Source organism: Sphingomonas leidyi (assembly GCF_011761945.1).
Lineage (GTDB): Bacteria > Pseudomonadota > Alphaproteobacteria > Sphingomonadales > Sphingomonadaceae > Sphingomonas > Sphingomonas leidyi.
On sequence record NZ_JAASQV010000002.1, the window covers coordinates 514917 to 532070 of the forward strand.

Annotated in this window: 14 protein-coding genes; 2 read left to right on the forward strand and 12 right to left on the reverse strand. The window is 69.4% G+C overall.

Features of this window, described 5'->3' with window-relative positions; all coding sequences use genetic code 11:
- The first annotated feature begins 54 nt into the window (after nucleotides 1-54).
- Nucleotides 55-1344, forward strand: a complete 1290-nt coding sequence (locus FHR20_RS12190) for an adenylosuccinate synthase (RefSeq protein WP_167299898.1) — start codon at nucleotides 55-57, stop codon at nucleotides 1342-1344.
- A gap of 93 nt (nucleotides 1345-1437) precedes the next feature.
- Here FHR20_RS12190 and FHR20_RS12195 read toward each other — a convergent pair whose 3' ends face one another.
- The 10 genes from FHR20_RS12195 to FHR20_RS12240 all read right to left on the reverse strand — a co-directional run bounded on the left by FHR20_RS12195 (nucleotide 1438) and on the right by FHR20_RS12240 (nucleotide 12553).
- Complete coding sequence (locus tag FHR20_RS12195) at nucleotides 1438-1710, reverse strand: hypothetical protein (RefSeq protein WP_167299460.1); 273 nt, start codon at nucleotides 1708-1710, stop codon at nucleotides 1438-1440.
- A 194-nt stretch (nucleotides 1711-1904) separates the two neighbouring features.
- Complete coding sequence (aroC, locus tag FHR20_RS12200; protein WP_167299899.1) at nucleotides 1905-2975, reverse strand: chorismate synthase; 1071 nt, start codon at nucleotides 2973-2975, stop codon at nucleotides 1905-1907.
- Nucleotides 2975-3499 (reverse strand): GNAT family N-acetyltransferase, encoded by a 525-nt coding sequence (locus FHR20_RS12205; RefSeq protein ID WP_167299900.1) that lies wholly within the window; start codon nucleotides 3497-3499, stop codon nucleotides 2975-2977. Before FHR20_RS12205 ends, aroC begins: the two co-directional genes overlap by 1 nt.
- The gene (gene fabI, locus FHR20_RS12210) at nucleotides 3496-4299 is read right to left on the reverse strand and encodes an enoyl-ACP reductase FabI (RefSeq protein WP_167299901.1); all 804 of its coding nucleotides are present in this window, start codon (nucleotides 4297-4299) and stop codon (nucleotides 3496-3498) included. Before fabI ends, FHR20_RS12205 begins: the two co-directional genes overlap by 4 nt.
- Nucleotides 4296-5180 carry a YihY/virulence factor BrkB family protein gene (locus FHR20_RS12215; protein ID WP_208413569.1) on the reverse strand — a complete coding sequence of 295 codons (885 nt, stop codon included), beginning with the start codon at nucleotides 5178-5180 and terminating at the stop codon, nucleotides 4296-4298. Before FHR20_RS12215 ends, fabI begins: the two co-directional genes overlap by 4 nt.
- A gap of 72 nt (nucleotides 5181-5252) precedes the next feature.
- Nucleotides 5253-6206, reverse strand: a complete 954-nt coding sequence (locus FHR20_RS12220; RefSeq protein WP_167299902.1) for a DnaJ C-terminal domain-containing protein — start codon at nucleotides 6204-6206, stop codon at nucleotides 5253-5255.
- Entirely contained in the window at nucleotides 6206-7183 is a 978-nt protein-coding gene (locus tag FHR20_RS12225) for a transglutaminase family protein (protein ID WP_167299903.1), read from the reverse strand. The genes FHR20_RS12220 and FHR20_RS12225 overlap by 1 nt, the downstream gene beginning before the upstream one ends.
- Nucleotides 7183-9666 carry a circularly permuted type 2 ATP-grasp protein gene (locus FHR20_RS12230; RefSeq protein WP_167299904.1) on the reverse strand — a complete coding sequence of 828 codons (2484 nt, stop codon included), beginning with the start codon at nucleotides 9664-9666 and terminating at the stop codon, nucleotides 7183-7185. The genes FHR20_RS12225 and FHR20_RS12230 overlap by 1 nt, the downstream gene beginning before the upstream one ends.
- Nucleotides 9667-9773: 107 nt before the next feature.
- The gene (locus FHR20_RS12235) at nucleotides 9774-10400 is read right to left on the reverse strand and encodes a DUF4198 domain-containing protein (RefSeq protein ID WP_167299905.1); all 627 of its coding nucleotides are present in this window, start codon (nucleotides 10398-10400) and stop codon (nucleotides 9774-9776) included.
- A gap of 23 nt (nucleotides 10401-10423) precedes the next feature.
- Nucleotides 10424-12553 (reverse strand): TonB-dependent siderophore receptor, encoded by a 2130-nt coding sequence (locus FHR20_RS12240; protein ID WP_167299906.1) that lies wholly within the window; start codon nucleotides 12551-12553, stop codon nucleotides 10424-10426.
- Between the two features lie 179 nt (nucleotides 12554-12732).
- On the opposite strand from FHR20_RS12240, the gene FHR20_RS12245 reads away from it, so the two are divergent.
- Nucleotides 12733-13902, forward strand: a complete 1170-nt coding sequence (locus FHR20_RS12245) for an acyltransferase family protein (protein WP_167299907.1) — start codon at nucleotides 12733-12735, stop codon at nucleotides 13900-13902.
- Here the strand turns inward: FHR20_RS12245 and ligD are convergent.
- Together ligD and ku are read right to left on the reverse strand one after the other, a co-directional pair.
- Nucleotides 13881-16295 (reverse strand): DNA ligase D, encoded by a 2415-nt coding sequence (gene ligD, locus FHR20_RS12250; protein WP_208413570.1) that lies wholly within the window; start codon nucleotides 16293-16295, stop codon nucleotides 13881-13883. The two genes, FHR20_RS12245 and ligD, sit on opposite strands and share 22 nt — an antisense overlap.
- Nucleotides 16295-17137 carry a non-homologous end joining protein Ku gene (ku, locus tag FHR20_RS12255; RefSeq protein ID WP_167299908.1) on the reverse strand — a complete coding sequence of 281 codons (843 nt, stop codon included), beginning with the start codon at nucleotides 17135-17137 and terminating at the stop codon, nucleotides 16295-16297. Before ku ends, ligD begins: the two co-directional genes overlap by 1 nt.
- Between the last annotated feature and the right edge of the window lie 17 nt (nucleotides 17138-17154).

Sequence of the window (17154 nt, forward strand, 5' to 3'; positions counted from 1 at the left end):
AGTCCTGTCGAAGGGCGGCTTCGGGCCCGCCCCGGCAGGCGGAGACGTGTATCCATGGCAAATGTAGCGGTTATCGGCGCCCAATGGGGCGACGAAGGCAAGGGCAAGATCGTCGACTGGCTCGCCGAGCGCGCCGACATGGTCGTGCGCTTCCAGGGCGGCCACAATGCCGGCCACACGCTGGTGGTCGGCGAGAATGTCTACAAGCTCTCGCTGCTCCCCTCGGGCATCGTGCGCGGCACCCCTTCGGTGATCGGCAACGGCGTGGTGCTCGATCCCTGGGCGCTGCGCGACGAAGTGGAGCGGATCCGCGCCCAGGGCGTGGACGTGACGCCGGACACGCTGATGGTCGCCGACAATTGCCCGCTGATCCTGCCCTTCCACCGCGACCTGGACGGGCTGCGCGAGGATGCGAGCGGCGCGGGCAAGATCGGCACCACCCGGCGCGGCATCGGCCCCGCCTATGAGGACAAGGTCGGCCGCCGCGCCATCCGCGTCTGCGACCTGGCCCATCTCGACGATCTCGGCCCCCAGCTCGATCGCCTGACCGCGCATCACGACGCACTCCGCGCCGGCTTCGGCGAGCCGCCGATCGACCGCGCGGCGCTGGTCGAGCAGTTGCGCGAGATCGCCGGCTTCGTCCTGCCCTTTGCCCAGCCGGTATGGCGCGCGCTCAATGCCGCCCGCGAGCGCGGCCGCCGCATCCTGTTCGAAGGCGCGCAGGGCGTACTGCTCGACATCGATCACGGCACCTATCCGTTCGTCACGTCGTCGAACACGGTGGCGGGCACCGCCGCTTCGGGCTCGGGCATGGGCCCGGGCGCGGTCGGCTTCGTGCTGGGGATCGCCAAGGCCTATACCACCCGCGTCGGCTCGGGCCCCTTCCCCGCCGAGCAGGACAATGACGTGGGCGAGCGGCTTGGCACGCGCGGCCGCGAGTTCGGCACCGTCACCGGGCGCAAGCGCCGCTGCGGCTGGCTCGACGCGGTGCTGCTGCGCCAGTCGGCCGCCGTCTCCGGCATCACCGGCATCGCGCTGACCAAGCTCGACGTGCTCGACGGCTTCGACGAGATCAAGGTCTGTGTCGGCTATCGGCTGCGCGGCGAGGCGATCGACTATTATCCCTCGAACGCCGCCGATCAGGCCGCGGTCGAGCCGGTGTGGGAGACGATGCCGGGCTGGCAGGAAACCACCGCGGGCGCGCGCAGCTGGGCCGAACTGCCGGCGGCCGCGATCAAATATATCCGCCGCGTGGAGGAGCTGATCCGCTGCCCGGTGGCCCTGGTCTCGACCAGCCCCGAGCGCGAGGACACGATCCTGGTCCGCGATCCCTTCGCGGACTGATCCGGCCCGGCCCGCGATCGACGCGCGGACCGCCGAGGCAATGCGCTACCCGTCCGGCCAGAGCGGGTAGCGCATCCCCTGCGTCAGGAGCCCTTAATGGGGCTTCTTCTTGTCCTTCTTGCCACGCTTGTCCGAATCTTCGGACATCGCCGGATCCTGGCTGGGGGAAGCCGGATCGGGCGCGGGCGTGGCCGTGGCGGCATCCGGCGCGGGCGCCGGGGGATTGGCGCTCGGATCGGGTGCCGGCGCAGGAGCAGGGTGCTCCGTCGGCGAGGTCGCGGACGGATCGGTGGGGGAAGTCGTCTGGGCGAAGGCCGCGGGGGCAGCCAGCAGCGCCGCGGCGCCGATCAGGGTCTTGAGCAACATAACGGGGCAATCCTCCTTCGGTTTTTGCCGAAGACCCTTCGAGCCGCCGCGCATGTCCGGATTGTTTCCCGATGTTACGGCCAGCCCCGGCCCGCGCACGGCTGGGCAGCGAGCCGAGCCGGACGAGGGACGGGCCGAAGACGCGAAGATTGCCGGGAGGGGAGGATCGCGCCCCGCCCCGGGCTGCGGAGCGCTCAGCCCGTCTGCGCGCGGTGGAGCAGCTTCTGGTCCGCGAGGACGAGTGCGACCATCGCCTCGACCACCGGCACGCCGCGGATGCCGACACAGGGATCGTGGCGCCCCTTGGTCATGATCTCGGTCGCCTCGCCTTCGCGCGTCACGGTCTCGACCGGCGTCAGGATCGAGCTGGTCGGCTTGAACGCCACGCGCACGCGCACCGGCTGGCCGGTCGAGATGCCGCCCGCGATGCCGCCTGCATGGTTGGCGAGGAAGACGGGCCTGCCGTCATTGCCCGGGCGCATCGCATCGGCATTCCGTTCGCCGGTGAGCGCGGCGGCCGCGAAGCCGTCGCCGATCTCGACGCCCTTCACGGCGTTGATCGACATGCAGGCGGCGGCCAGCTCGCTGTCGAGCTTGGCGTAGAGCGGCGCCCCCCAGCCGGCGGGCACGCCGCTCGCCTCGCAGGCGATCACCGCGCCGAGCGACGAGCCTGCCTTGCGCGCGCCGTCGACCAGCGCCTCCCAGCGCTTGGCGGCTTCGGCGTCGGGGCAGAAGAAGGGGTTGTTGCCGATCTCGGCCGCATCGAAATTGGCGGGGTCGATCGCGTCGCCGCCGATCGCCTCGACCCAGGCGAGGATCGTGACTTCGGGAATCACCAGCCGCGCCACCGCGCCCGCCGCCACCCGGGCCGCCGTCTCGCGCGCCGAGCTGCGCCCGCCGCCGCGATAGTCGCGAAAGCCGTATTTGGCGTCATAGGCATAATCGGCATGGCCGGGGCGATAGGCCTTGGCGACTTCCGAATAGTCCTTGGAGCGCTGGTCGACATTGTCGATGTGGAGCGCGATCGGCGTGCCGGTCGTGCGCCCCTCGAACACGCCCGAGAGGATGCGGACCTGGTCCGGCTCCTGGCGCTGGGTGGTGAAGCGCGACTGGCCGGGGCGGCGCTTGTCGAGGAAAGGCTGGATATCGCCTTCGGACAGGGCCAGCCCCGGCGGGCAGCCGTCCACGACCGCGCCCAGCGCCGGGCCGTGGCTCTCGCCCCAGGTGGTGAAGCGGAAGACGCGTCCGAAGGTGTTGAAGCTCACTATTCCCCGCCCAGCTGTGCGAACGCCGGTGCGTGCGTCGCGGCGCCGCGCACCCCGCACGGCATGGCGCCGCCCTGCAGCGGCAGCGCCATCAGATAGTCGCCGGCATAGGGCGAGGCAAATCCGCGCGCCCATTCCGCCGCGAAGCCGAATCGGCCATAATATGCCGGATCGCCGAGCACGAAGGCGAGCATCGCGCCCGCATCGGCAAGCTGGGCGATCCCGGCCTGCACCAGCGCCTCGCCCACGCCCTGCCTGCGCCAGGCCGCCCCGACGGCCAGCGGCGCGAGCGCCACCGCCGCGATCGGCTTGCCGGCGATGGCAACGTCCATCCGGCTGAACGCGATCATGCCGGCCAGCGCGCCGGTCTCCTCGTCGTCCGCCACCAGGGTCAGCACCATGTCGCCGTCGATGCACAGCCGCTGGACCAGCCTGGCCTCGTCCTCCGCCGGAAAGGCCCGGCGGAGCAGGGCGTCGATCGCGGCGACGTCCCCGCCCGTCGCAGGGCGAATGGCGATGCTCACGAAAGCGCGATGTCCGGCGCGTCCTCGGCCTTCATGCCGATCACGTTATAGCCCGCATCGACATGGTGGATCTCGCCGGTGACGCCGGCCGCCAGGTCCGAGAGCATGTAGAGCCCGGCGCCGCCGACATCCTCGATCGTCACGGTGCGGCGGAGCGGCGAGTTCAACTCGTTCCACTTCAGGATATAGTTGAAGTCGCCGATCCCGCGCGCAGCGAGGGTCTGGATCGGGCCGGCCGAGATCGCGTTCACGCGGATATTCTCCGGCCCCATGTCGACCGCGAGATATTTCACGCTGGTCTCCAGCGCGGCCTTGGCGACGCCCATCACGTTATAGTGCGGGATCACCTTCTCGGCCCCGTAATAGGTGAGCGTGAGGATCGAGCCGCCGTCCGGCATCATCTCGCGCGCGCGCTTGGCCACCGCGACCAGCGAATAGGCCGAGATGTTCATCGTCATCAGGAAATTGTCGAGCGTGGTGTCGTAGAACTTCCCGCGCAGCTGCGACTTGTCCGAGAAGCCGATCGCGTGGACGACGAAGTCGATCGTCGGCCATTTCGCCTTGAGCGTGGCGAACGCCGTGTCGAGCGCGTCCATGTCCGACACGTCGCAATCGATCAGCGTATCCGAGCCCAGCTGCTCGGCCAGCGGCTTCACGCGCTTCAGCAGCGCATCGCCCTGATAGCTGAACGCCAGCTCGGCACCCTGTTCGCTGAGCTTCTTCGCGATGCCCCAGGCGAGGCTCTTGTCATTGGCGAGGCCCATGATCAGCCCGCGCTTGCCCTGCATCAATCCGGTCACGACGGCGTATTCTCCCTTTCTCTGGGTTCCTCTAGACCGTTCTCGGGCGTTTCCGCCAGAGCCGCGTTCAACTCCGCGCCGACGACGAGCCCCAGTCCGACGAGAAAGAAGAAGATCAGCGCGATCATCACGCCGGCCAGGCTGCCATAGGTGAGGTCGTAATTGCCGAGCGTGCCGAGGATCTTCGGCAGCAGGGCAGTGACCAGCAGCCACCAGGCCGCGGTGAACAGCGCGCCCGGCCATTTGGGGCATCTGCTCTTCCGGTAGCGGCCGGGGGTGAGCGAGTAGAACAGGATGTAGAGCGCACCGAACAGCGCGATGGCGGGCGCGATCTTGCTCAGCGAGACGATGCGCTGCGCCTCGGATGCCCAGGGGAAGATGGTGTAGAGGAACTGCTCGACGGCGGTCAGGATCACCTGGAAGCTGAACGCCGCCATGGTGATGATCACCGAGGCGATGATCATCCCGATCGCCCCCAGCCGATATTGCCAGAAGGGCGTGCCCGAGCGGACGCCATACGCCTGGCGCAAGATGCCGCGGATGGTCTCGATGAAGCCGGCCACGGTCCACAGGCCGACGATCGCGCCGAACCAGAGCAGGTTGCCGGTCCGCGCCATCAGCACGTCGGACACCGGCTTGCGCAGCAGCTCGGCCACGTCGGGCGGCACGGTACGCAGGAACGCATCGAGCGTGTGGATGCCCTCGGAGCTGCGGCCGATCAGCTGCGCGATCGCGGCGGCGACGATGAAGAAGGGGAAGAGCGTGACCAGGCTGAGATAGGCCAGGTTGCCGGCATAGGTGAATCCGTCCTGGAACGTGCCGACCAGCACCCGCTTGACCACATGCCAGAATCGGGGGCCCAGTCCGATGCGGGCGAGCAAGGCGAGGATGCGGGATCCAAGCCCCGGCCCCGCTTTCGCGTCACCCGAATCTTCCCCTGTTGTCACAAGGTGTTAGACGCCCATGCGGCCACGCGGGTTCCCCTTGTCGTGCCAGCCCCTGGCAAACTCGATCAGCGCATCGTCGTCCACCGGCAGCTCGACCATCAGCGTGACGAGCAGGTCGCCCCGCCCGCCAGTGGATCCCGCGGCCTTCTTGTGGAAGCCGCGGCCCTTGAGGCGCAGCGTCTTGCCCGAGGAGGAACCCTTGGGCACCTTGAGCATCACCGCGCCATCGGGCGTCGGCACGCGCACCTCCGCGCCGAGCACGGCCTCGGACAGGGTCACCGGCAGGTCGAGCCGGATATCGTCGCCGTCGCGCTGGAAGAAGCGGTGCGGCTGGATCTCGATCGTCACGATCGCGTCGCCCGCACCGCCCGGCCCTTCCTCGCCCTTGCCGGCAAGGCGCATCTGGGTGCCGGATTCGAGCCCGGCGGGAAGCTTCAGGTCGATCGTCTTGCCGTCGCGCAGCGTGATGCGCTGTGCCGCCAGCCTGGCCGCATCCTCGAAGCTCACCGCCAGGCGATAGGCGATGTTCGCGCCCTTGGGCGCGGCGCGGCGGCCGAAATCGCCAAAGCCCCCGGAGAAGCCGCCGCCGCCACGCCGCGCCCCCATCCCGCCGAACAGCCCCTCGAAGATATCGCCGAAGCCGCCCGCCTCGCCGCCGCCGCCGAAATCGGCGCGGAAGCCGCCCTGACCGCCGCTGCCCATGCCCGAGCCGAAGCCGCCGAACGGATTCACGGGATTGCCGTCGCCATCGATCTCGCCGCGATCGAAGCGGGCGCGCTTGTCCTTGTCGGTCAGCAGGTCATAGGCCTGGGTGACCTGGCTGAACTTCTCCGCCGCCTTGGGATTGTCCTTGTTGCGGTCCGGATGCAGCTCCTTGGCGAGCTTGCGATAGGCCTTCTTGATATCGGCCTCGCTCGCGCCACGCGCCACGTTCAGGACGGAATACGGATCAGCTGCCATCAAAACCCCTTCGAACGCGCCGTATTTCGGCGTGTCCGCCCGCTAACGCAAGGGCCGGGGAACAAACTCCCCTCCCGGAATACAGGCCATGCCGCCGTCTCCTCCAGCGGCTCGACATCGACCGAGACGTGCATGTCCTGCGCGCCCGATCCCAGGACGATGCCGTCGATCGGCGCGATCTCGGCATAGTCGCGGCCGATCGCGACCACGACATGGTCCTCGGCCATCCAGATGCCGTTGGTGGGATCGACGCCGACCCAGCCCAGCTCGGGCCCGGCCCAGACCAGCACCCAGGCATGCGTCGCATCCGCGCCCACCAGCCGCGGCCGGCCGGGCGGCGGCAGGGTGCGGAGATATCCGGAGACATAGGCGGCAGGCAGGCCGGCGGCACGCAGGCCAGAGATCATGATCTGCGCGAAATCCTGGCAGACGCCCCGCCGCTTGTCGAAGGCGGCACGCGGCGGCGTGTCGACCAGCGTGGCGCTGGGATCGAAGTCGAAACTGCGCTGGATCCGCACGGCAAGCGCATGGGCGGCATCGAGCACGCCGCGATCGGGCGCCAGATCGGGTGCGCACCATTCCGCGATCGCCGCGTCGAGCGGGATCTGCGGCGAGGGGAAGAGATAGGCGGCCGGGCCCGCCGGCGAAACGTCGCGACTGGCCCGCGCCAGCCCGGCGATATCGGCGAGCGTGCGGTCGCCCGGCGACGGCACCGGGATCGGCCGGTCGACCCGGATGCGCGCGCTGCTCTCGATCGTCAGCCTGTTGGTGGGCGCCTCGAGCACCAGCCGCACGACATTGGCGAGCCCCGCCTCGGCCCGCGCCGGGAAGATGCGCCCGCCCGGCTCGACCGACAGGGCATGGTCGAGCACGTGCTGGCCGGACCACAGGATCGGCTTCAATCGCAGGTTGCAGCGCGCGAACGCCGCCGGCTGGGCATAGTCGAACCGCGTCACATGGCGGATGCGATAGAGCATCAGGCGAGGACCAGCCCGGCCGCGCGCAGCGGCTCCGCCCCCTGCAGGAAATAGCGCCGCGCGACTGCATCGGAGAGATGGGCGAGGCGCAGCTCCAGCCCCGCGAGCATTGCATCGTCGATCCGCGTGGCATGGGCGGTCACCAGGATCGCCGCCAGTTCGCGCGCCTGCTCCTGCTGCGGCTCGGCCAGCCCGTCGTCGGAGAGCACCGGCAGCGCGTCCAGATGGCCCGAGATTGCCGCCACCTGATGGGCGATGCCGCGCGGGTTGCCCGGATCGAGCGCGACCAGGTCGAGCACCGGCACGCGGGCGATGCCGGTCAGATAGCGCTGGCGATAGCTGATCTGGCTGTCCGCCAGGTCGAGGAGCGTGCCGAGATCGTCGCCGGTCGCGTCCGCCCGGCCGAACGCCCGCAGGAAGCGGAGCGTCGCCAGCGCCCGCTCGATCCGCCGGCCCATGTCGTGGAACCGCCAGGCATCGGTGCGCCCCATATGCTCGGCGGCGAGCCCCGCCAGCGCCGAATAGCGCCGCTGGAGCGCGCCGGCCTTGTCCAGCAGCTCCCCGCGCGCCGGAAAGGGCGCGTCGAGCAGCCGCACCATGTCCGCCGCCAGCCGGTCGCGCGAGACGCCGCCGATCATGCGTGCCTGCGCGTTGATCGCGGCGACGCTGTACCATCCCTCGCCACCCTCGAGCGCGGCGCGGGCGAGCTCGGTCAGGTCGGCGCGGCGGAGCGCCTTGGGCGCCGGCGCGGCATTGCCGGCGACCAGGATGTCGGCGAGCCGGCGCACCGTGTCTGCCGCAAGGGCGGCGCCGGTGTCCGCGCTGATCGAATTGCCGAGCAGCACCCGGATCACGCCCAGCTGCGCCTCGCCGCGTTCCAGATAGCGGCCGAGCCAGAACATGTTGTCGGCGACGCGGCTGGGCAGCGTGCCCGGGTTGCGCCGCAGCCGGGTGGAATCGCCCGCGGGCAGCAGCGAGACCGGCTCGACCGGATCCGCGCCATGGACGCAGACGTCCGCCGACCACATGCCCTCGCCCATCACCGCGGCACGGGCATCGGCATGTTCCCCGATCCGCGCGAATCCGCCGGGGAGCACCGTCCAGGCGCCGTCCGCCCCACGCGCCGCGAACACCCGCAGCGTGAAGGGGCGCGCGACGAGCCGGCCCTCGGCCACCACCGGCATGGTCGAGAGGTGGGCGACTTCCTGGCCGACATAATCCTGCGGCCGGCGCGCCATGTCGGCGCGCAGGGCGGCGCGCGCCTCGCCCTGGAGCGCCGAGCCGAGCACCGGCCTGCCTTCGGGCAGGCCGAGCGGCGCGACGCCGAAGGCCGGCGCGACAAGCAGGGTGTCGAGCGCCGCCTCGACATGGTCGCGCGCCGCATCCTGGCCGCACCACCAGGTGGCGATGCCGGGCAGCTTCAGCGCCTCGCCGGTCAGCAGCTCGGCAAGTTGCGGGAGGAAGGCGGCAAAGGCGGGCGCCTCGAGCAGGCCCGCGCCGGGCGCATTGGCGATCACGACATTGCCCGCGGCCATCGCGTCGACCAGCCCGGGCACGCCGACGGTCGAATGGCTGTCGAGCGCCAGCGGATCGAGCAGCCGCGGATCGAGCCGGCGCCACAGCGCATCGACGCGCTTCAGCCCGACGATGGTGCGGACATAGAGCCGGTCGTCGAGCACCGCGAGATCGCCGCCCTCGACCAGCAGCCAGCCGAGATAGCGGGCGAGATGCGCCTGCTCGGCATAGCTCGGGTCGAGCCGGCCGGGCGTGAGCAGCGCGATGCGCGGCTCGGCGCGCCGGCAGCGCTTGGCCAGCCCGTCGCGAAAGGCGGCGAAGAAGGGCGCGTGCCGGGCGATGTTCAGCCGGAGCTGGAGCCCGTCCAGCACCTGCGCCATCGCCAGCCGGTTCTCGAGCGCATAGCCGGCGCCGGCCGGCGCGCGCAGATGGTCGGCGAGCACGCGCCATGCGCCGTCCGGGCCGCGACCCAGGTCGATCGCCACTGCCTGGAGGTGGCAGCCGCCCGGCGGCACGAGACGCGCGAGCGGGCGCAGGAAGAACGGGCTGCCGGTGACGAGCGCGGCGGGCACATGCCCGTCGGCGACCAGCCGGGCCTCGCCATAGAGATCGGCGAGCACGCGCTCCATCACTTCGGCGCGCTGGACGACGCCCGCGGCGATGCCCCGCCATTCGGCCTCGGGGATCAGCAGCGGGACGGGAGAGAGCGGCCAGGGGCGCTCCTCGCCTTCACCGGCGACGCGGAAGCCGGTGCCGATGTCCTCGGCATGGCGGCGCGCCCGCTCGCGCGCGCCTTCCAGATTGTCGCCCGAGAGCCCGGCCAGCTCCTCGAACGCGGCGCGCCAGGCGGCATCGTCGCGGGCATGGGCGCAGAGCATGTCGTCCGCCGTGCCGGAGGCGCAATAGTCCGCGATCCATCGATCGGCGATCCTTCGCGCGTCGAACAGAGGTGCGGCGCTGCTCGCCAAGCTTCGTCCCCAGCTATCCCGGGGGACCTAGTGCGGGAATCCCCGCTGCGTGGCAACATGGGATGCGCCGCGCGGGCCCCGCCCCGACGCGCGCACCCCGCCCCCTCTCAGCGCACGAAAGTGAGCGTCGAGATGTGCATCACGCTCGCCACGTCCTGCCCGCCCAGCTTCGCCGGCGCATTCTCGACGTGCGAGGCGCCGACCAGATAGCGGCCCCTGCCGAGCCGGGGCACGGTGATCCGCCCCTCGGCATCGGTGGCGAAATGCTTCTGCCAGCGATCGGGCGTGACGATCGCGAGCTTGGCATGGGCGAGCGGCTTGCCGCGGAAGAGCAGCGTGAACGTGTCGCCGTTCGCCGCCACGGGCACCAGCTCGAGATCGAGCTTGTGGCCGGTCTCGGCGCGGCCGGCACGGGCATAGAAGATCGCGCCCTGCTTCGCCTCGCCGGCCTGCCAGGGGGCGAACACCGCATCGTCGCGCACCCGCAGGTCGCCGCTGCCGGAAACCGCCGCCTCGATATGGTTGGCCCGGCGCGTCAGCGTGCCGGTGGCGCCGATCAGCTGCGGCTGCTGGAGATGGTGCCATTCGGGGTCGCCGTCGGCGGGCACCGCCTCGGCCGGCTCGCCCAGATAGATGCGCGCCGGGCCCGTGCCATCGCGTTCGATCCAGACCTCGTGCGCCGCCGCGGGGATGGCCGCCAGCACGGCGATGACAGCAAGGAACAGCGTCTTCATTTCGTCTCTCCTGTCCGGATTGCCTAGAAGCGGTAATTGGCGCTCACGGTGAAATTGCGCGGCGCGCCGTAGCGATACTGGCTGAAGAAGCCGACCTGGCTGTAATAGGTCTTGTCGAGCAGGTTCTCGACATTGGCCTGCAGCTGGAGCCGCTCGGTCACCGCGAAGCGCGCCATCAGGTTGACCAGCGCATAGCCGTCCTGCCGGAAGTCGAACGGCGCCAGCGTCACCGGGTTGGTGCTCGGCGTATAGGCCTGGCTGCGATAGTTGACGCCGCCACCGAAAGTAAGGCGGTCCACCGTATAGGTAGTGAACAGCTTGAGCAGCCGGCGCGGCTGATCGGTGTTGGCGGGCACGTCGTTGCGGTCCTCGGCCTTGAACTGGCTATAGCCGAAATTGACGTTCCAGCCGGGCAGCGGCCGGCCGGTGACCTCCACTTCGAAGCCCTGGCTGGTGACGCCCTGGGCCGCCACATAGGTCTGTTGCGGCAGCCCGCCATTGGGCGGCGTGACGACGATGTCGTTCTGCGCGACATTGTCCTGCTCGATGCGGAACAGCGCGAGCGAGGTCTGCAGCGCCTCGCCGAAAAAGGCGCTCTTCAGGCCGATCTCATAGGCCTTGCCGTTCAGCGGCGCGAGCAGGTTGAAGTTGCGGTCGCGGGCGTTCTGCGGCTGGAAGATCCGCGTGTAGCTCGCATAGAGCCGGTGGTTCGGCGCGATGTCGTACAGCGCGCCGACATAGGGAATGAACTCGTTGCTGTTGCCATAGTCGGTGGCCACGCCGAACTGGACGCCGGTGATGTTCCAGCTTGCCAGGCGCCCGCCGCCGATGATCTTCAGCTGGTTCGAGACGTTCAGCCGCACTGCGCCATAATAGCCTTCCTGCGTGATCTTGGTCTTCTCGCCCACCGCCGGCGTGGTCGAGAAGCCGGGATAGGGATAGGTGCTGCCGCCGAACCGCTCGAAATCGGTGCCCGGCGGGAAAGCGAGCGCGGCGAAGGTCGCGGTGTCGCGGTCCTGCGTGCTGCGCAGCGCCCCCAGCACCACCTCGTGGTCGCGCCCGAACAGATTGACCAGGCCCTTGATCTGCCCGTCGAAGCTGTTCTGGATATTGTTGCCCTGGTCCTTGTAGGGAAAGGCGAACTGGATCCGGCCGGTCGCCTTGTCGACCAGGCCCGACAGATAGAGCAGCTCGGTCTGCTGCGCGTTCTTCACGCGGTTGTAGTTGGCGACGATGCTCCAGCGGTCGCTGAATTCGTGGCGGATCGTGGCGAAGATGTTCTGGTTGGTGGTGTCCCAGCGCGTCCAGGGCGCCGCCGGCGTCTTGTCGCGCGGCCAGTCGGTCAGGCTGCCGTCGCTGTAGAAGGTCGGCAGTGCGCCCCAGGTCGCGCCCTCGGGCCTGGCTTCTTGGTGGCTGATGCCGATGCGCAGCAGCGTATTATCGGTCACATCGGCGTCGATCACGCCGTAGAGCACGAACTTCTTGTTGCGGTAGAGGTCGATATAGGAATCGCCCTGCTCGTAGCGGCCGACCGCGCGGACGCGGACGCGCCCGTCGGCGGTGATCGCCCCGCCCACATCCCCCGAGATGCGCCAGGTGTTCCAGCTGCCATAGCTGGCGTTGACATAGCCGCCCCAGTCGCGCGCATCGGCATGTTTGCGGACCAGGTTGACCGAGGCGGAGGGATCGCCCGCGCCGCTCAGCAGGCCGGTCGCGCCGCGCACGATCTCCACCCGCTCGAAGATCGACACGTCGATATTGGTCTCGCCCGCGCTGCCGGCCAGCGTCCAGTTGGTGGGAACGCCGTCCAGCTGCGTGTTCCGAATCTCGAAGCCGCGCGCATAGAAGCTGTTCCGCACGTCGTCGACTTCGTTCACGGTCACGCCCACGCCGTTCTGGATCACGTCGGCGATGCTGATCAGATTCTGGTCGAGGATGCGCTGCGCGGTGACGATGCTCACCGATTGCGGCGTCTCGCGCACGGTCAGGCCCAGGCCGGTCGCGGTATCGATCTTGTCGGGCAGCGTGTAGCGGCCGCTGACGACGATCTCGCCATCCTCGGCCGGTTTCGGGGCATCTTCCGTCTGGGCGAAGGCCGGATTGGCCAGCCCGGCCAGCGCCGCACCCAGCCAGAGGGAAAGCTTCAGGTTCAAGTCGACGACCCCTTTTTCAGATCAACGCGCATGCCGTTCCGCGCGCCCTGCCGGGCCATTAGTGATATTAAGAATCGTTTGCAACTAACAACGGACGCCTTCCGCGGGCGGCGATCGGCCTTGCAGTTTGCCCGGCGAGCGGACACCAATCCGGACAAAGCACCAAGGAGGGGGACCGGGTGACCGACAGCGCTGACAGGACGGCAGGCGAAGCGATCGCGACGGCGCGGGCAGACGCGCCCGACAGGACGGCCACCGGGAAAGCGCATTTCGAAGTGCTGGACGGCCTGCGCGGAACCGCCGCGCTGATCGTGGTGCTCTTCCACATCCAGGGCATCACCGTGAAATGGGACGGCGCCCGGGTGGCGCTCCACCATGCGCCGCTCGCCGTGGACTTCTTCTTCGCGCTGTCGGGATTCGTGATCGGCTATGCCTATGACGATCGCTGGGGGAAAATGCGCACAAGAGGGTTCCTCGCGCTGCGCCTGATCCGGCTGCACCCGCTCGTCATCCTCGGCGCGCTGCTCGGGCTGGCCAGCTATCTGCTCGATCCCTTTGCCGGCCAGGCCCAGGCGGTTCCGCTGCGCGCGGTGCTCGGTGCCTTCGCCCTGTGCCTGTTCGCCTTGCCCAGCTGGTCGCTGCCCAATCGCTGGACCGACACCCATCCGCTGAACGGGCCCATCTGGACGCTGTTCCAGGAATATATCGGCAACCTCGCCTATGCCCTGGTGCTGCGCCGCCTGTCGGCGACGGCGCTGGCGGCACTGGCGCTGCTGAGCGGCGCGGTGCTGGTGGTCAGCGCAGGAATGCTGGGCTCGCTCGACCAGGGCTCCTATTGGGAGACTTTCTGGATGGCGCCGGTGCGCCTGTGCTTCCCGTTCGTCACCGGCCTGTGGCTGTACCGGGTGCGCGAGCGCCTGCCGAACATGCGCATCGGCTGGCTGCCGCTGTCGCTGGCCATGCTCGCCGCCACGGCCTTCCCGACGCTGCCGGCGGTGGGCGGCGTGAAGCTCAACGGACTCTATGAGGCGGCGTGCGTGGTGCTGCTGTTCCCCGCGATCATCGTTGCCGGTCGCCATTCCGAGCCTGGGCGCGGCATGCTGTGGCTGTGCAAGGCGAGCGGACGCATCTCCTATCCGATCTACATCACCCACTTCCCCTTCCTCTATGTCTGGATGAATTTCGTCGCGAACGGCCGCGCTTCGCAGGCCGGGTTGGTCGCGATCGGCGTCGCGCTGGTGCCGTTCCTGCTGCTGGTCGCCTGGGCGGCCCATGCCTGGTGGGACCTGCCGATCCGCACGCGGCTGCGCGGCTGGCTGGGCCGGGATCAGATTTCGGGTAGTGTCTGATCCGCCAGCCCCCAGCCCGCGAGCGCCCGCCCGGTCGCGCGCTCGATCAGCGCGGCGCGGTCGCGAAGAGTGAAGTGTCCGGGGCCGTCGATGTCGCGCAGCTCGCTCCAGCCGACCGGCGCGGCCACCGGGGCGCCTTCGCGGGCGCGGACGACATAGGGCAGCACCGCCGTGCTGCCGCGCTGGTTGCGCAGATAGTCGATGAAGATCCTGCCCTTGCGGTGGACCTTCTTGAGGTTGGCGGTGAAACGGTCCGGCTCGGCTTCCGCGAGCGCGCGGGCAAAGCGCTCGCAAAAGCTCTTCGCCTCGGGCCATTCCGCCTTCGGCGCCAGCGGCACCACCACATGCACGCCCTTGCCGCCCGACAGCATCGGCCAGCTGGTCAGCCCCAGCTCGGCGAGGCGTTCCTTCAGGTCGGCCGCGGCCTTCCTGACATCGGCCCAGTCGAGCCCCTCGTCGGGATCGAGATCGAACACCAGCCGGTCGGGCTTCTCGATATCGGCGACCAGGCTGCCCCAGCCATGGAATTCGATCGTCCCCATCTGGACGCAGGCCATGATCCCATCGGCATCGTCGACATGGAGATAGGGTTCGATCGAGCCGTCCTTCTCGCGCACGTCGACGTGATGGACATGCTCGCCGAAGCTGCCGGCGTCGTGCTTCTGGAAGAAACAGGCCCGCCCCCGGCCCTGGGGGCAGCGGACCAGGCTGACCGGCCGGCCGGCGAGCCAGGGCAGCAGGATGGGAGCGACGGCGAGATAATAATCGGCCAGGTCGCCCTTGGTCAGGCCGTCGCCGGGGAAGATCACGCGCTCGCGGCTGCTGATCGCCACGCGCGATTCGAGCGGTGCCGGCGCCGCAACCGGCTTCTCCGCCACGACCTGCCACGCCGGCTTGTCCTCGCGCAGGCCGAGGAAGCTGGCGTGGCGGACGACATTGTCGGCAGTGAATTCGCCGAACGCGATCTCGGCGACCAGTTCGGGCTTCACCCAATGCGCGCCGCGCCCCTCTGCCCGGGGCACTTCGGCAGCGGGATCCTGCACCGCGATCCGGTCGAGACGTTCGCGCAGATCCCGGAGCGCCGCCATCCCGAACCCGGTGCCGACCTTGCCGGCATAGGCCAGCCCGTCCGGCCCGTTCGTTCCGAGCAGCAGCGAGCGGAAGCCGCGTCCCCTGGCGGAGGACGGCAGCCAGCCCAGGATCACGAATTCCTGGCGGCGAAGGCATTTGGTCTTGCGCCAGGCCTTGGTCCGCGCGCCGCGATAGGGCGCGTCGGCCCGCTTGGAGGCCACGCCTTCATAGCCTTCGCGGCACATCGCCTCGAACAGCTTCTCGCCGCTGCCCAGCACATGCTCGGAGAAGCGGATGCGCGGATCGGCGCCCTCCAGCAGCGCCCGCAGCCGTTCCTTGCGGGCGAGCTGGGGGCGCTTGGCCAGATCCTCGCCGTCCGCTTCGAGCAGGTCGAAGGCGAACATCGTCAGCCCCTCGCCGTCGCCGCGCGACAGCACTTCCTGCAACGTCGAGAAATCGGGCCTGCCGCCCTTGAACGCGACGATCTCGCCGTCGATCAGCGCCGGGCCCGGGAGGCTGGCGGCCGCTTCGGCGATGCCGGGGAAGCGATCGGTCCAGTCGAGCCCCGTACGGGTGTAGATCCTGGGACCCTTGTCGCCGAGACTGAGCAAGGCGCGATAGCCGTCATATTTGACCTCGTGCAGCCACTGGTTGCCCGCGGGCACGCTGTCGACCAGCGTGGCGAGCTGGGGCTTGCGGAACTTGGGGTTCCTGCCGCCCGCCTTCTTCTTCGCCGGGCTCGACGGCTTCGCGCCCTCGTCGATCTCCTGCATCGTGCGCCCGGTCTTCACGCTGGTCAGCCCGGTCTCGACCAGCGCGTCGGTGGCGCCCGCGAACCGGTCGTCGAGCTTGCGGAGCAGCCAGTTCTCGGCCTTCTCCCTGCCGCGCGGCTTCAGCCGGATCAGCAGCCATTCGCCCTTCATCCGCTGGCCGTCGAGCGTGAAGTGAAGGTGCCCCTTCGCCAGGTCCTTCCCGCTCTTTCCGTCGACGGGCGCCCAGGTCCCGTCGTCCCACAGCATCACCGTGCCGCCGCCATATTCGCCCTCGGGAATCGTCCCCTCGAAATCGGCATAGGCGAGCGGATGGTCCTCGGTGCGCACCGCGAGGCGCTTCTCGGCGGGATCGAGACTCGGTCCGCGCGTCACCGCCCAGCTCTTGAGCACCCCGTCCATCTCCAGCCGGAAATCCCAGTGGAGACGCGTGGCGTCGTGCTTCTGGACGACGAAACGATGCCCGCCGGCCCGGGCCGGCTTGCCCGCGGGCTCGGCCGTCTTCGCGAAGTCGCGCCTGGCATTGTACCGGCCGAGCGGATCCCGGGCCATCAGGCGCGCTTCCTGGCCGGCGCCTTCTTCGCCGCCCGGCGCGGCTTCGCCTCCGGCTTCTCGAGCGATTTCTTGAGCGCCGCCATCAGGTCGACCACGTTCGCGCCGCGTCCGGCACCGGCATCCTCCTTCTCCTCGACGATCTTCCTCCCGTGCGCCTTCTTCTTCCGCTCGATCAGGTCCCTGAGCGCATCGACATAGCGGTCGTGGAACGTCCTGGGGTCGAACTTCGCCACTTTCTTCCCGATCAGGCTCTCCGCCAGCCCGAGCAGCTCGGGATCGGGCGCATCGTCCGGAATGTCGCGGAAATAGCCCTGCGCCTTGTTCACCTCATCGGCATAGCGCAGCGTCTCCAGCACCATGCCGCGCCCGCACGGCTTCAGGCTCACCAGATATTCGCGCCCGCGCATCGCCAGCTGACCCAGCCCCACCTTGCGGGTGCGCCTGAGCGCCTCGCGCAGCACGATGAACGCTTCCTCGGCCAGATCGTCCGCAGGCACCACGAAATAGGGCCGCTCGAAATAGAGCACGTCGATCTCGTCCATGTCGACGAACCGGGTGAGCTCGAGCGTCCGCTTCGATTCGAGCTTCACCGCATCGATCTCGTCCTGGGCGAGCAGGACATATTCGCCCTTTGCGACCTCGAACCCCTTCACGATCTCCTCGGGCTCCACCGGCCCAACGCCCGGCGCCACCTTCTCGTAGCGGATCCGCTTGCCGCTCGGCGCGTGGATCTGGTGGAAGGCGATCTGCGCGCCCGATCGGGTCGCGGCGTAGATCTCGACCGGGATCGAGACCAGCGCCAGCCTGATCTGTCCCTGCCAATAGGCACGCGCCGCCATCCTCGCCTCCTCGTTGC

What these genes read in the sequence shown, in the direction of transcription:
- FHR20_RS12195 (WP_167299460.1), bottom strand. Translation starts at nt 1,710, where the DNA reads ATGTTGCTCAAGACCCTGATCGGCGCCGCGGCGCTGCTGGCTGCCCCC.
- FHR20_RS12235 (WP_167299905.1), bottom strand. Translation starts at nt 10,400, where the DNA reads ATGAAGACGCTGTTCCTTGCTGTCATCGCCGTGCTGGCGGCCATCCCC.
- FHR20_RS12190 (WP_167299898.1), top strand. Translation starts at nt 55, where the DNA reads ATGGCAAATGTAGCGGTTATCGGCGCCCAATGGGGCGACGAAGGCAAG.
- ligD (WP_208413570.1), bottom strand. Translation starts at nt 16,295, where the DNA reads ATGGCCCGGGATCCGCTCGGCCGGTACAATGCCAGGCGCGACTTCGCG.
- FHR20_RS12225 (WP_167299903.1), bottom strand. Translation starts at nt 7,183, where the DNA reads ATGCTCTATCGCATCCGCCATGTGACGCGGTTCGACTATGCCCAGCCG.
- FHR20_RS12220 (WP_167299902.1), bottom strand. Translation starts at nt 6,206, where the DNA reads ATGGCAGCTGATCCGTATTCCGTCCTGAACGTGGCGCGTGGCGCGAGC.
- ku (WP_167299908.1), bottom strand. Translation starts at nt 17,137, where the DNA reads ATGGCGGCGCGTGCCTATTGGCAGGGACAGATCAGGCTGGCGCTGGTC.